12 protein-coding genes are annotated in these 13,640 nt (G+C 67.8%); 4 read left to right on the top strand and 8 right to left on the bottom strand.

Annotated features, from left to right (window positions below; genetic code table 11):
• The first annotated feature begins 209 nt into the window (after positions 1–209).
• Positions 210–1,034 carry a HugZ family protein gene (locus TMO_RS21235; protein WP_014752846.1) on the top strand — a complete coding sequence of 275 codons (825 nt, stop codon included), beginning with the start codon at positions 210–212 and terminating at the stop codon, positions 1,032–1,034.
• A gap of 12 nt (positions 1,035–1,046) precedes the next feature.
• Here the strand turns inward: TMO_RS21235 and TMO_RS21230 are convergent, their stop codons facing one another.
• Together TMO_RS21230 and TMO_RS21225 are read right to left on the bottom strand one after the other, a co-directional pair.
• The gene (locus tag TMO_RS21230; RefSeq protein ID WP_014752845.1) at positions 1,047–1,730 is read right to left on the bottom strand and encodes a DNA-3-methyladenine glycosylase I; all 684 of its coding nucleotides are present in this window, start codon (positions 1,728–1,730) and stop codon (positions 1,047–1,049) included.
• A gap of 24 nt (positions 1,731–1,754) precedes the next feature.
• On the bottom strand, positions 1,755–2,699 hold the full coding sequence (locus TMO_RS21225) for a LysR family transcriptional regulator (RefSeq protein WP_041607307.1): 945 nt from the start codon (positions 2,697–2,699) through the stop codon (positions 1,755–1,757).
• Between the two features lie 92 nt (positions 2,700–2,791).
• Between TMO_RS21225 and TMO_RS21220 the strand changes: the two genes are divergently transcribed.
• Complete coding sequence (locus TMO_RS21220) at positions 2,792–3,739, top strand: MBL fold metallo-hydrolase (protein WP_014752843.1); 948 nt, start codon at positions 2,792–2,794, stop codon at positions 3,737–3,739.
• Between the two features lie 5 nt (positions 3,740–3,744).
• On the opposite strand, the gene fes is transcribed toward TMO_RS21220, so the two are convergent.
• Both fes and TMO_RS21210 read right to left on the bottom strand, forming a co-directional pair.
• Complete coding sequence (gene fes, locus TMO_RS21215; RefSeq protein WP_041607305.1) at positions 3,745–5,340, bottom strand: enterochelin esterase; 1,596 nt, start codon at positions 5,338–5,340, stop codon at positions 3,745–3,747.
• 8 nt (positions 5,341–5,348) lie between these two features.
• Complete coding sequence (locus TMO_RS21210; RefSeq protein WP_051045578.1) at positions 5,349–7,541, bottom strand: TonB-dependent siderophore receptor; 2,193 nt, start codon at positions 7,539–7,541, stop codon at positions 5,349–5,351.
• A 200-nt stretch (positions 7,542–7,741) separates the two neighbouring features.
• On the opposite strand from TMO_RS21210, the gene TMO_RS32375 reads away from it, so the two are divergent.
• Together TMO_RS32375 and TMO_RS32370 are read left to right on the top strand one after the other, a co-directional pair.
• Positions 7,742–8,155: a hypothetical protein gene (locus tag TMO_RS32375; protein ID WP_014752840.1), complete on the top strand. Its 414-nt coding sequence runs from the start codon at positions 7,742–7,744 to the stop codon at positions 8,153–8,155.
• Between the two features lie 38 nt (positions 8,156–8,193).
• A complete protein-coding gene (locus TMO_RS32370) occupies positions 8,194–8,622 on the top strand; it encodes a helix-turn-helix domain-containing protein (RefSeq protein WP_014752839.1) in 429 nt (142 codons plus the stop codon).
• 41 nt (positions 8,623–8,663) lie between these two features.
• On the opposite strand, the gene TMO_RS21200 is transcribed toward TMO_RS32370, so the two are convergent.
• The 4 genes from TMO_RS21200 to TMO_RS21185 form a co-directional block, all read right to left on the bottom strand.
• Positions 8,664–9,506, bottom strand: coding sequence for an enoyl-CoA hydratase/isomerase family protein (locus TMO_RS21200; protein WP_014752838.1), 843 nt, complete (start codon positions 9,504–9,506; stop codon positions 8,664–8,666).
• Entirely contained in the window at positions 9,503–11,086 is a 1,584-nt protein-coding gene (locus tag TMO_RS21195; RefSeq protein WP_014752837.1) for a class I adenylate-forming enzyme family protein, read from the bottom strand. Before TMO_RS21195 ends, TMO_RS21200 begins: the two co-directional genes overlap by 4 nt.
• A 22-nt stretch (positions 11,087–11,108) precedes the next feature.
• Entirely contained in the window at positions 11,109–12,239 is a 1,131-nt protein-coding gene (dctP, locus tag TMO_RS21190; protein WP_014752836.1) for a TRAP transporter substrate-binding protein DctP, read from the bottom strand.
• 72 nt (positions 12,240–12,311) lie between these two features.
• Positions 12,312–13,637 carry a TRAP transporter large permease gene (locus tag TMO_RS21185; protein WP_014752835.1) on the bottom strand — a complete coding sequence of 442 codons (1,326 nt, stop codon included), beginning with the start codon at positions 13,635–13,637 and terminating at the stop codon, positions 12,312–12,314.
• Positions 13,638–13,640: the final 3 nt, after the last annotated feature.

The following is a 13,640-nucleotide window of genomic DNA, read 5'->3' as shown; positions in this document are numbered from 1 at the left end:
TACTGGCACATAAGATACTGGCACATAAGAGACGGCCGCGAGGGCCTGTTTTCGGGCTTGGATGCTACGGTACGGCCTCGCGCCTGGAAAGGCCGGGTGGCGGAAAAGATGCGGCGGCCGCACATGGCTCCTTTATTGCGATTGACTTGCATTCTCATAAAAGGACGCCCATCCTTCGGCTGCGCGACCGCCAGCCCGGAGAGACCGCCATGACCACGCCCGCCCCCTCTGTCGACACGCCGACCGACGGCGCCCCCGTCATCACCCCGCGCGGCCGGGAGCTGCGCCTGGATGCCGCCCTGCCCTTCGATGCCGAAGATCACGGCCGGCGGCTGTTGCGCACCGCGCGGTTCGGCACCCTGTCGACGCTCGACCCGGAAAGCGGCTATCCCTATGGCGCCGCCACCAATCTGGCGACCGATCACGACGGTAGCCCGGTCTTCATCATGGCCGGGCTGGCGCTGCATGCCCGCAATCTGGCGGCCGATCCGCGCGCGTCGCTGACCCTGGTCGAGCCGGGGCTTACCGATGTGCTGGCGGGGGTGCGGATGACCATCGTCGGACGGGTGGTGCAGGTAACCGATCCGGCAAGGCTGGAAGCGGTCCGCCGGCGCTATCTGGCCCGGCATCCGAAGACGAAGCTCTATATGACCCTGCCGGATATCGGCCTCTACCGGCTGGAGATGGCGGATCTGCGCGTCGCCGGCGGACCGCGGCGCAATGCGGGCGAGCCGCAGGTGGCGCATTTCCTGACCGATCTTGCCGGCGCCGAGGCCCTGCTCGCCGCCGAGGCCGACGAGGTGGAGCGGCTGAACGGCCCCTGGGGCGAGGACCTGCCCGGGCGCCTGGCCCGGCTGCATGGCGGCGGCGATGCCGGACGCTGGCGCGCGGCGGGCATCGATCCCGAGGGTATCGACCTCACCTCCCCCGACGGGGATCTGCGCATCCGCTTCCCGCGCCGGGTGACCGACCCCCAGGCGATGCGATCGGCGCTGGCGGCACTGGTCCGGCCGGCGATCGTCGGCGGCACATGAAGCGCCGGGAGATCAGCCCACCGACAACGCCAGAATGCGGCTGATCCGGGTGAGATCGAAGCCGGTTTCCGCCTGCCAGCGGTCCAGGGCACCCTGGACCGCGGCGAAGTCCTTCGCCGATGACGGCGCTTTCGAAACCACATCCGCCGTGATCAGCGCCTTGACCACGTCATCGGAGCAGATGAGCGAGGGCACGCCCATCCGGCGCAGCAGCAGCTGGCCGGTCTTGCCGCCCAGACGGTCGCCGCGCGTTTTCAGCTCGCGCACCAGCTCCATATAGCGCCCGGCCGGGAAGGTCAGGATCCAGGCCGCGACCGAGCCATGGCTGCGGGCGACATCGGAGAAGAAGGCGGCATTGCCGCCGACCGAGCGCAGCTTGGCGGCGTTGCGCACGATGCCGGGCGCCGCCATCAGCCGGTCGAGATCGTCATCCGACATCAGCGACCAGCGGGCAGGGTCAAAGCCTTCGAATGCCGCCTCGAACTCCGGCCAGCGACGATCGATCGCCGCCCAGTCGAAACCGGCCTGAAAGATCACCCGGGTGGCCTCAGCCAGGAAGCGATCGTCGGGCACCGCGCGCAGTTCGTCGGCCGTGCGAGCCGCCCAGGGCGTGGCGGCAAGGCGGGCCTCCAGCCCGCCGGACCCGCCATGATGGCGGGTGGCCCGGTCCAGGACTGCGGCGAAGGATGTCGTCATGTCTCCCCCCGGTGACGGTCATCGTCATGCCGCCCGATCATGCACCACGTCGAGGCCCAGCGTCTCGATGATCCGGTCGCGCAGCCAGGCCGCCGCCGGGTCGCGATCCAGCCGCACCGGCCAGACCATGCGCACCGGCGGGAACACCAGATCCAGCGGCACCGGAGAGACGGCCAGGCCCAGCGGCGGGGCGAAGCGCCGGGCAACGCGGGTCGAGATGGTGGCGATCACCGGCGCCTCGACCGCGGCCGACAGCACGGTCAGGAAATCCGGCGCCGCCATCACCACGTCGAGATCGGTGCGGATCCGCTCCAGCGCCTCGTGCACGCAGCCATGCAGGCTCTCGCTTTGCGAGATGACGGCATGACGGCCGGCCAGATAGTCATCCAGCCCGACCGGCACATCCAGCGCCAGGCGCTGCGGGTTGAAGCAGCACGACACCCCGGCCGGGAAGAGGTCCAGCCCGCGATGCCGGCTGGCCGGCTCCAGCGAGCAGCCGACCGCAAGATCGATCACGCCGGTGTCGATCATCGTCTCGACCTGGGTGGACGGCGCCATGCGGGCATGCAGGCGGATGCCAGGCGCCTCCGTCGCCAGACGCGAGGTGAGCGCGGGCAGAAGCAGCAGTTCCAGCTCGCTCGACATGCCCAGGCGGAAGATGCGGCGTTCGGTTTCGGGGCGGAAGCTTTCCCGCGCCCCCAGCGCCGCCTGGGCCTGCATCAGCGCCGTGCGTACCGGGCCGGCCACGGCGACGGCACGTGCGGTGGGCTGCATCGCCTGCCCCACCCGCACGAACAGTTCGTCATCCAGCAGCATGCGCAGGGTCGACAGCGCATGGCTCATCGCCGGCTGGCCGATCTTCAGCCGCCGGGCCGCCCGGGTGACGCTGCCCTCTTCCATCAGTGCGTCGAAGGCGACCAGCAGGTTGAGGTCGAAGGCGCGCAGATTGAAATGATCGATAGTCTCCATGATCCGCATCGATTTGATTGCTGACCTGACCATAGATACCTGAAGCGGCGTCCGGGGCAAGCCCGTCCCGATGATCACGGAGACCTCTTCCCATGTCGAAGACCCCCCTCGCCGCCTCGCTCGCTTTCGCCAGCCTGCTCGGCCTTTCGGTCCTCGCCGGCCCCGCCGCTGCGGATGACCCGCTCTCCGCCCCCTATCACATCGACATCGGCCGGATCGGCGTCACCGCCCTGTCCGACGGTCAGATCCCGGTGCCGCTGGCCGATATCATGCGCGGCGAACCCAAGCCCCAGATCGAAGCGGCACTGGCCCGCGCCGGCAAGCAGTCGCCGGTGACGCTGGCGGTGAACACCTATCTGGTCGCCATGCCCGATGGCCGGCTGGTGCTGATCGATACCGGCACCGGCGACCTGCTGGGGCCGAAGCTCGGCCATCTGCCTGAAAGCCTGAAGGCGGCGGGCCATACGCCGGACGAGATCGACGACATCGTGCTGACCCATATCCATGCCGACCATTCGGGCGGGCTGACCCGCAACGGCAAGGCCGTGTTCCCGAAGGCGCGGCTGCATGTGGCCGAACGCGATGCCGCCTACTGGCTGAGCGAGAAGGCCCGCGCCGCCGCCCCCGAGGCCGCCCGGCGCGGCTTCGACGAGGCGGTCGCCATGACGGCCCCCTATCGCGAGACCGGCCGTTTTGCGACCTTCGCCGATGGCGCCGACCCGGTGCCGGGGCTGCAGTCGATCCTGCGCGCCGGCCACACCCCGGGCCATTCCTCGATCGTGGTCAGCGATCAGGGTGAGACGCTGGTGGTCTGGGGCGACATCACCCATGGCGAATTCGTGCAGTTCGCCGACCCCGAGGTCACCATCGACTTCGACGTCGACCAGGACGCCGCCCGCCGGAGCCGGCTGGAGGCCATGAAGGATGCCGCCGCGAAGGGCTATCTGGTGGCCGGGGCCCATATCACCTTCCCCGGCATCGGCCGGGTGACGCCGGGCAGCGATGGTGCAGCCTATGGCTGGGAGCCGGTCGGCCGCTGAGCCGGTCAGGGCTGGTCGCGCCCGAACAGAGCGACCAGCCCGTCGGAGAGCACCCCCTGCCAGGCGACATAGTCATGGCCGGTGGCATATTCGCGGTGGCGCACCCAGACGCCCTTCGCCATCAGCACATCGCGCAGATGGCGGTTGGTGTCGAGGATCGACGCCGTCACCCCATCGCCCGAGGTCTCGTAGATCCCGGCGGCGAGGAAGACCCGGAGCGGCGGCGGCATGGCCGCCGCCGCAACCCGGCCGGCCACCCATTCCCGCCCGGTTTCGGGCGTGCCGGACGGGCTCCACCAGAACGAGCCCGACATCGAGAGCACATTGCCGAAAATGTCCGGATGGCGGAGCGCCGCGGTCATCGCGGCCAGACCGCCGAAGCTCGACCCCGAAAGCACGGTGCGGGCCGGATCGGGGGCGAAGCCGGCCGCGGCGCGTACCATCGGCAGCAGCTCTTCCGCCAGCATGTCGGCGAAATCCGGATGGCCCGGCAGTTCGCGGCCGCGGGTGTCCTGGTCCAGGCTGTCGACCAGCACCGCCACCACCGGCGGAATGGCACCGGCCGCGATCATCGCGTCCAGAATCCGCGGCACCGGCACCTTCCGCTGATACTCCCGGCCGTCGAACAGAATCAGCAGCACGGTGTCCGGCCGCGCCGGATCGAAACCGGCCGGGCGGTAAAGGGTGATGTCGCGGGTATTGCCGAGACGGCGGCTGGTCAGCCGCAGGTGATCGAGCCGGCCGCGCGGCACGGAGGCCCCGGCATCCGCCCAGGGCTGATCCGGCGCATCATCCAGCACCAGCAGGGAATCGCGTGCCCAGACGTCGGGCGCATCGGCCGGCCAGGGATGGTGATTGAGCGGATCTGCCGCGGCGGTGGCCAGCACCGCCACCCGGCGTTCGCGCGCCGTGCCGGCGAAATCGGGCACGTCCGGGGCCAGCTGATAGGCGAGCCGCGTGTCCGAGGACAGAACATAGCTGCGATACCAGACATCGGCGTTGCCCAGACGCTGCAACTCGTCATGGCCGGTGCCGGGCCCGCCGAACAGCCGGACGTTGTGCCGGGCACCGCGGGCGAGGAAGGTTACGATCCGCCGGTCGGGGCGGTCGGCGGGCTCGACCAGCGGCGTGCCGCGCGCGGCCATGTCCGCCCAGAAGCCGGCGGTATCGCCGCCGCGGGCGAGATCGCGCGCAAGGGCTGCGATGGTCGGGCTCAACGGTTCCGGGTCAGGCGCCTTTTGGGCGGCAGCCGGGACCGGCGGGTCCAGCTCGATCCGCCAGCCGCCCGGCTCAACCGCACGGATCTGCAACCGCTCGCCCGTGTCACCCATGACATGGTGGAAGCTGCGGACGGTCGGGATGTCGCTGCCGAAATGGCGGAGCGGCACACCTGCGCCATCGACCAGATCGAGATCGAAGCGGCCGCCGTCGACGGTGAGGCGACCGCGGAGATAATCGCCCGGCGCCGCCGCAGGATCGATCAGAGCCGTCTCACCGGCGGCAAGCCTACCGCCGACCGCCTGCCCCCCGGCCGCATCGGCGGCCGGGGAGGCGAGCAGGATCAGGAGGGGAAGCACGACGGCGCGCGTCGGACGGATCATCGGTCGGCTCACCAGCGCTTCTTCAGGGTCGCGACCACCGTCCGCCCTTCGCCATAGAAGCAGGCATAGGCACTGGCGCAGGAGGCGACATAGGTCTCGTCGGTCAGGTTCTTGGCGTTGACCTGCACCGACACGCCCTGCCAGCTGCCGCCCAGGGCCGAAAAATCATAGCTGGCCGAGGCATCGAACAGGGTCACGGCCGGCACCTCGAAGTCATTGGTGTTGTTGCCCTGGCTGGTGCCGATATAGCGCACGCCCGCGCCAAGACCCAGCCCCTGCACGGCACCGTCGGTGAATCGGTAATCGGCCCAGAGCGACGCGGTATGGGCAGGCACCCGCGCCGGCGTCCGGCCGATCTCGGCGGCGGTCACCGAGTCCTCTATGGTCGAGTCGATATAGGAATAGCTCGCCACCATCGAGAGGTGCTCGTCCAGTTCAGCCTTCGCCGACAGCTCCAGCCCCTGATTATGGACCTCGCCGACCTGGGAATAGACCGACCGGCCGAGGTCGGGATCCCAGGCGCTCATCACCACATCCTTCTGGCGCAGATCATAGACCGCGGCGGTCAGCAGCAGGCCGGTCCCCTCGGGCGCGTATTTGACGCCGAGTTCGACCTGCCGGGCGGTGGTGGGGTCGAAGGCCGGCTGCCCCGCTTCGGGGGCGTAAAGCGACGGTTCGAACGAGGTCGAATACGAGACGTAGGGCGCGATGCCGTTATCGAAGGTGTAGAGCGCCCCCACCCGCCAGGTCAGCGCATTGTCGTCGTAGGAATAGGACAGGTCGTTGAAGTTGTCGTCGATATCGGTCGAGGCGCGATCATACCGCAGACCGGCCAGCAGGCTGAAACCGTCGATCTCGATCTGGTCCTGCAGATAGAGCCCGAACTGTTCCGCCGTCAGATCCTGATCATCGGTTGTGGTGAGGTCCAGAGAGGAGAAGTCGAAATTGCCATAGACCGGATTGGCGACATCGATCGACGGCACATTGCGGTTGCGGCCCCAGATGTAGTCGCGGGTGCGGTGGCGATAGTCCAGGCCGGCCAGCAGGGTATGGGCCGCCGCACCGGTGCCGAAGCGGTATTCGGCCTGGTTGTCGATCGCGAACTGCCGCCAGTCGTCGGCCCCGCCGGTCAGGCTGCGACTGTAGATGGTGGCGGCCCCGGTGGTCGGGCTGGCACTGGCGCTGCCATAGATCAGGGTATGATGCGTGGTCTCGACCTGATGATAGCGGGCATTCTGGCGCAGGGTCAGCGCATCCGAGACCGCATGCTCCAGCTGATAGCCGATCCAGAGCTGTTCGCGCTCGAACTTCTCGAAACCGGTATCGGAGACGAAGAAGTCGCGGGGGACATAGCCATAGCCCGGGATCGGCACGATGGTGCCGGCCGCATCCAGGAAGTTGCGATAGCCGGCATCGGGCTCGTTCTGATAGCCGCCGAGGATGGTGAGGCTGGTGGTCTCGTGATCGGTCCAGCGCAGCGAGGGCGCCACCGCGAAGGCGCGGCGTTCGGCGCCGTCTTCCTGAAGATCGCGATTGAGCCCGGTGACGGCCAGCCGGCCGGCCCAGCGGCCATCGGTCGTCAGCCGGTCCGACAGGTCGAAGGCGGCGCCGTAGTGATTGCCGGTGCCGATCGAGACCTCGGTTTCGTAGAGGGGCATATCGGTCGGCGTCTTGCTGACCATGTTGACCAGCCCGCCCGGATTGGCCTGGCCGTAGAGCACCGAGGACGGGCCGGCAAGCATTTCCACCCGTTCCAGCAGATAGGGCTCGATCTTGGCGTAAGAGAGGTCGCCGCCCAGGAACAGCCCGTCGAGATATTTCGGCACGTAATAGAAGCCGCGAACGAAGATCTCATCGCGCAGATTGGACGCGCCACGATATTCGGCAAAGACACCCGGGGTGTAGCGCAGCGCCTCAGCGACGCTTTCGACCTGCTGGGCCTGCATCTGTTCCCGGCTGACGACCGACACGCTCTGCGGCGTTTTTGCGATCGGCGTATCGCTCTTGGTACCGGTCCGGCTCTGCCGGGCGACATAGCCGCCGACCGGGCCGGTGCCGTTCTCGGTCGCCCGTTCTTCAACCTTCAGGACGTCCAGCCGGACCGCGTCTTCCGCCACGGCCGGCCCTGCGGCCAGAAGTGCTGCCCAGGACACGGAAAACGCCCATTTTCCCGCGCCTGCCCGATACGCCATGCGTGCCATATGTTTTTCTCCGACATACGCGAACACCCCTCCGCCCCCTGCCAGGGCGGTGGAAGTCCATTGACTTTCCGATGTTTAGGGCTAGGGTGTCGGCGCTGTCGTGCGACATGACCTCTTCAAAAGCGGCAAAGACCTGCGCAGGCACGATGGCAGCGTCGTGAGGACACCTGACCCGACCCAAGCGTGATCAAGGTGTTCACATGCAGGAAACTGCGCCCGCCCTGGGCATTCCACATGACCTGTTCGTCGGCACGATGACCGGCCTTGCGACCTGCACGCCCGACGAGGAGCTGCATCAGGTCTGGCCGAAATTCATGGTCATCGTGCTGTTGCAGGGCGCGCAGCATTTCGTGATGGATGGCGAGCATTTCCGCCTGGATGCCGGCGATTCCGACATCTCGGTGCCGCAGGTCTTCCTGCTCAACGTCGCCCGGCCCTGCCTGGTCCGCTTCGTGAACGACAGCGATGTGGCGATGCGCAAGGTGATGGTCTCAGCGCCCCTGCCCTGGATGCAGGATCTGATGCGCAGCTGCCCCGAAAACGGCATGCCGGCGCTGCGCCGCTTCTTCGCCGGCCATCTGAACCGGTTCAGCTTCGAGCCCGGCCGGCGCTGATCCAGCTTGCCGAACGCATTCTGGAACCGCCGGTGCCGATGCAGGGCGAATTGCGCACGCTTTATCGCAAGTCGCACGCCCTGCAATTGATGTGCGAAGCCTGCCTGCAGATGCTGGACGCCACCGGCGACGATACGCCGAAACCGGTGGAGATGAGCCGCCGGCAGATCGCCCGCATCCACGACCATATTCTTGAGAATCTGGGCCGGCCGCTGACCGTCGAGGGCATCGCCCGCGAAATGGGCCTCAGCACCTCGTCGATCCAGCGCCATTTCAAGGAACATCTGGGAATGACGGTCTATGAATTCATCCGCCTGAAGCGGCTGGAGGCCGCCCGGGCGGCCCTTGAACGCGACGGCGTGCCGATCGCCCAGGCGGCCTGGATCGCCGGCTATACCAGCCCGACCAGCTTCACCGCCGCGTTCAAGAAGACCTACGGCCTGCCCCCGAAGCATCATCGGGCGTAGGGGGCATCATCGGGCGTAGGGGTAGCAGAGAGCGCGGCGGCTCACCTGAACCGCGGTGCCCGCTTCTCGACGAAGGCGGTCAGCCCTTCGAGCAGATCCGGGCCGCGGGCATAATCCAGCAGGGCGCGGACCTCGGTCGCGAGCGCGTCGTCCAGGCTGCGGTCACGGGCGCGGGCATGCAGGGCCTTGATCCGGGCGATACCGTCGGAACTGTGGCGGGCGATGGTTTCGGCCACCTGCTGGACATGGGTCTCCAGCGCGTCGTCGGCCAGCACGGCATTGACCAGGCCATGGGCGGCAAGCTCGCGGGGGTCGGCGAGACGGCCGGTCAGCAGCAGCTCGCTCGCCACATTGAAGGGCAGCCGCCGCGACAGCCGGGCAGTGGAGCCGCCGCCGGGCATCACGCCGAACTTCACATGGCCGTCGCCGATCCGGGCGCTTTCCGCCGCATAGACCAGATCGGCGGTCAGCATCAGCTCCAGCCCGCCCGCGACGGTGACGCCGTTGACCGCGGCGATCACCGGGCGGCGGAACTGTTCGATCCGGGTGAACATCGCCCGGCCGCGCTCAAGATATGTGTCGAAGGTATCGAGCGTGCCGCTGCCGACCAGCCGCTGAAACAGGGCGAGGTCGCCGCCGGCTGAGAAGGCAGGCCCCGAGCCGGTGATGACCATCACCCGGAAGGCCGGGTCGGCCTCCACCGCATCGACGGCGCGGGCAAGGCCCTGCACCAGCGCTTCCGACATGGCGTTGCGCTTCTCGGCCATGTTCATCCGCACCCAGGCAACCGGGCCGCGGCGCTCCAGCAGCACGGCGCCTTCGGCGAAGCCGTGGACATAACCATTGGTTGAGACGTCAGCTGCGGATCCGGATGCGGTGGTCATGGGGCGGGATCTCCCTTGAGCTGGCCCCGACTGTCGAGCAGGGTTTCGACGTCGTGACGCTTGATCTTGCCGGTGGTCGAGCGGGGAAAGGCGTCGTAATCCAGGAACACCACCGCCTTGGGCAGCTTGTACCGCGCGAGCCGGCCATGCAAGCGGCCGAGCACGTCTTCGCGCGTTACGTGGGGTGCGGCTGCGACCACCGCCACCGGCACTTCGCCCCAGCGCGCATCGGGCGCACGCACCACCACCGCCTCGCGGATGTCGGCGCCCGCCAGGATCAGCCGTTCGATCTCGGCGGGATAGACGTTCTCACCACCCGATTTGATCAGGTATTTGCGCCGGTCGACGAAATCCAGGCTGCCATCCGGATTGCGGACGAACATGTCGCCCATATGGAACCAACCGCCGCGAAAGTCTTCGGCAGTGGCCTCCGGATTGTTCCAATAGCCCGAGAACAGCGAGGGCGAGCGGATCGTCGCCTCGCCCGGCATGCCGTCGGGCACTTCCGTATCGTCCCAGTCGACCAGGCGCACCGCACAGCCGGAACTCTGGCGCTTGGACAGGCCGGCGGGCAGCTCCCCCACGCCGATCACCGCGGCAGAGGCGGGGGCGGCGCCGGTCTCGGTCGACCCGAAGCTGTTGAGATAGGGCGCGTTCAAGGCCCGGGTCACCGCCTGGATCTGGGCCAGCGGCACCAGATCGGCCATGCAGCCCATCACCATCACATCGGGCTCGATCGGCCCGGCTTCCGCCAGATGGGCCAGGAAATCCTCGATCATGCCCGGCATCAGCACCAGCCAGCCGATCTTTTCGCGCGCTACGACCCGGATGATGGCCTCGGGGTCGTAGCCGTCGACCACCGTCACCTTGCCACCACGGATCAGCGTGCCCAGCACCTGATCGGCCGAAACCATGTGGAAGAGCGGCGCCCAGGCGACGAAACCGCGCCCGGGCGGAATGGCATGGTCGATCGCCATCACCTGCGTCCGGGCGATCTCGGCCCGGTGGCTGATCAGCGCGCCCTTGGGCAGGCCGGTGGTGCCGCTGGTGTAGAGAATGACCAGCCCGCTTTCGGGCCCGGTCACCGCGGGCAGATCCGGCACCGGGCCGGTGGTGGCGATCGCCTCGAAATCCGGGCCGAAGAGCAGATGCGGCACATCGCCGACAGCTGCCGCATCCAGCAGCCCGGCATGGCGGGGGCTCGCCACGATCAGCCCGGGTTCGACCAGGCGCAGGCAATGGGCGACCTCGGGCGGTGCCAGCCGCCAGTTGATCGCGGCCAGGATGGTGCCGCTCATCGCGGCCGCGAGCAGAAGTTCGACATATTCGGTGCGGTTTTCGGCCAGTACCGCGAAACGGTCGCCCGGCCTCAGCCCGGCCGGGCCGGTCAGCCAGGCGGCGAGCCGCGACACCCGGGCGAAGAGCGCGCCATAGGTGAAGGCGACCTCGCCCCCGGCATCGGCCAGGGCCGGTGCCTGGGGGGTGGCGCGGGCCTGGCGCGCGAACAGCAGGTCGATGGTGAGGCCGCCCGCGGCGGTCACCTCCGGAAGGATGGGAGAGGACGGCGTGTCGGTGGTCATCGGGCAGCCTCCGGAGGCGATGTCAGCCGGCGCAGGATTTCAGCTTCGCGACATCAGGCAGTTTGGAGAGATTGCGCCCCATGGCGAAATCCCCGGCCATGCCGCGCCATTCGGCATAGTCTGCCATGTATTCGACCTGCGAGGCGGCGATCTTCGCAAAGAGCGGGTTGGCGCAGGCCTCGTCGACCAGAGCCTGGTTGGAGATCTCCTGCAGCTTCGCCACGTCCTCGGCCGGCAGCTGCACGACTTCGGTCCCGGCCTCCTTGAACTTGCGCACCGCCTCGACCGCGTCATGCTCGTAATAGGCGATCGACCAGGACAGGGTGGCGTCGGCGGCGATCTTCAGCTTGGTCTGAACCTCTTCGGGCAGCCCGTCCCAGAATTTCTTGTTGATCATCACCCCGCTCATCGAGCCCGGCTGATGCCAGCCCGGGGGCATCCAGTATTTGGAGACCTCCTGCAGCCCCATGCCCCAGTCGACGCCGGGGCCGGAGAATTCGGCGGCATCGACCACGCCGCGCTCCAGCGCCTGATAGACCTCGCCGCCGGCGATCTGGGTCTGGGCGGCGCCCAGCCGCTTCAGGATCTCGCCCTGGGCGCGGCCGGACATGCGGATGCGCTTGCCTTCCATATCGGCGATCGTCGGGATCGGGTTGCGGCCGCGCAGACCCGATTCCATCGAGACCACGGCATAGGGCAGATAGACCATGCCGAACTGGCCATAGGCTTCCTGGAAGGCCTCGAACCCGCCCCACTGCTTGGTCCAGAGGATATAGTCGGCGGCGGTGAACAGCATGGGGTAGCTGCCGAGCAGACCGAAGGCCGAATTCTTGCCCGCCCAATAGCCCGGCCAGTCGGCCGAGGCCTGGACGGTATTGCTCTGCACCGCATCGAAGACCTGGGTCGGCGGGACCAGCGTGCCGCCTTCGAAGAACTCGATCTTGAGCGCATCGCCGGTGATCGCATTGGCGATCTCGACGAATTTCTTGTCGCCCTCCATCAGGTTGATGCCGCTGGTCCAGGTGGTTGTCATGCGCATGGTGGCGTCGGCCGCAAGGGCGGTACCGGTTGCGAGTGCCAGACCGGCTGAGAGTGCCAGACCGGCTGAGAGGCCGGCGACCCTGGCCATCCCGGATATGGTGATACTGGGCATGATGTTTCCTCCGCGCCGTCCGTTCATGCGGACGTGTCTGGTCGTTGGGATGTTTCTTCGGCCTGGCCGGTATCAGCCCACACGGGTGGGCAGCCAGGTGACGATGCCGGGGAACAGCGCGCACAGCCCGATCACGCCCAGGATGATGAGCACGAAGGGCACGACGCCGCGATAGATGTGCATAGTGGTGACCCCCTTCGGCGCCACGCCCTTCAGGTAGAACAGGGCATAGCCGACCGGGGGTGTCAGGAACGAGGTCTGCAGGCAGACCGCGATCATCATCACGAACCACAGCTTGTCGAAACCGAGGGCGGCGGCGATCGGCAGGAAGATCGGGAAGCAGATCATGATCACGCCGAGCCAGTCGAGGAACATGCCGGCGATGAACACCGCGAACATCAGCAGGGCGAAGGTGCCCCAGCGGCCGATCTCCAGCCCGGTGAAGAAGGACTGCACCACCCCCATGCCGCCGCCGGCGACGAAGATCCCGGTGAAGGCGGTGGCGCCGATCGCCACGAACATGACCATGGCGGTGGTGATGCCGGTTTCGATCACCGCGGTGCGCAGCATCGCCCATGAAAACCGGCGATAGGCCAGGATGATCAGGAAGGCGATGGCCGCACCGATCGAGGCCGCCTCGGTGACGGTCGCGATGCCGGTGAAGATGGAGCCGAGCACGCCCAGGATCAGCGCCAGGGTGGGCGCCACCTCTTTCAGCAGCATCAGCAGCAGCGCGCCGGTAGAGGTCTGCGCGCGTTCCTCGGCCGTGACCGGGGGCCCGTATTGCGGCTTCATCCAGCACAGGATGCCGGTATAGAGCGCATAGCACACCGCCAGCAGCAGGCCCGGCACCAGCGCCGCCGCGAACAGCTTGCCGACCGACAGCTGGGCATAGCCGCCCATCACCACCAGCATGATGCTGGGCGGGATCAGAATGCCCAGGCTGCCGCCGGCGGCGATGGCGCCGGTGCTGGTTTCCTTGCGATAGCCGTAAGAGATCATCGCCGGCAGGGCCAGCACGCCCATCACGGCCAGCGACGCGCCGACCATGCCGGTGGCGGCGGCCAGCAGCACCGAGATGATGATCACCGCGAAGTTCAGCCCGCCCGGCACCGGCCCGAACAGCAGACGCAACGTGTGGAACAGCCGGTCGGTGATGCCGCTGTCGCTGAGCAGCCGGGCCATGAACACGAAGATCGGGATCGCGACCATGACGTAATTGTCGGCCAGGCCCCAGACCCGGTTGATCACGATGCCGAAGGCGGGAATACCGGGGCCGAGCATGGCGAAGATCACCGACAGCCCGCCCAGCACGAAGGCGAGCGGATGGCCGAGCAGCAGCCCGACCAGCAGGCCGGCGAACATCAGGATGGTGAAGAGTTCGGGGGAGAGATGCATGGC

The organism is Tistrella mobilis KA081020-065 (genome assembly GCF_000264455.2).
Taxonomy (GTDB): Bacteria; Pseudomonadota; Alphaproteobacteria; order Tistrellales; family Tistrellaceae; genus Tistrella; species Tistrella mobilis.
This window is presented reverse-complemented; position numbering and strand designations above follow the sequence as displayed.

Bases quoted from the DNA above. Each gene is read 5' to 3' on its own strand.
- TMO_RS21235 (WP_014752846.1), top strand. From the start codon at position 210: ATGACCACGCCCGCCCCCTCTGTCGACACGCCGACCGACGGCGCCCCC.
- TMO_RS21230 (WP_014752845.1), bottom strand. From the start codon at position 1,730: ATGACGACATCCTTCGCCGCAGTCCTGGACCGGGCCACCCGCCATCAT.
- TMO_RS21225 (WP_041607307.1), bottom strand. From the start codon at position 2,699: ATGGAGACTATCGATCATTTCAATCTGCGCGCCTTCGACCTCAACCTG.
- TMO_RS21220 (WP_014752843.1), top strand. From the start codon at position 2,792: ATGTCGAAGACCCCCCTCGCCGCCTCGCTCGCTTTCGCCAGCCTGCTC.
- fes (WP_041607305.1), bottom strand. From the start codon at position 5,340: ATGATCCGTCCGACGCGCGCCGTCGTGCTTCCCCTCCTGATCCTGCTC.
- TMO_RS21210 (WP_051045578.1), bottom strand. From the start codon at position 7,541: ATGGCACGCATGGCGTATCGGGCAGGCGCGGGAAAATGGGCGTTTTCC.
- TMO_RS32375 (WP_014752840.1), top strand. From the start codon at position 7,742: ATGCAGGAAACTGCGCCCGCCCTGGGCATTCCACATGACCTGTTCGTC.
- TMO_RS32370 (WP_014752839.1), top strand. From the start codon at position 8,194: ATGCAGGGCGAATTGCGCACGCTTTATCGCAAGTCGCACGCCCTGCAA.
- TMO_RS21200 (WP_014752838.1), bottom strand. From the start codon at position 9,506: ATGACCACCGCATCCGGATCCGCAGCTGACGTCTCAACCAATGGTTAT.
- TMO_RS21195 (WP_014752837.1), bottom strand. From the start codon at position 11,086: ATGACCACCGACACGCCGTCCTCTCCCATCCTTCCGGAGGTGACCGCC.
- dctP (WP_014752836.1), bottom strand. From the start codon at position 12,239: ATGCCCAGTATCACCATATCCGGGATGGCCAGGGTCGCCGGCCTCTCA.
- TMO_RS21185 (WP_014752835.1), bottom strand. From the start codon at position 13,637: ATGCATCTCTCCCCCGAACTCTTCACCATCCTGATGTTCGCCGGCCTG.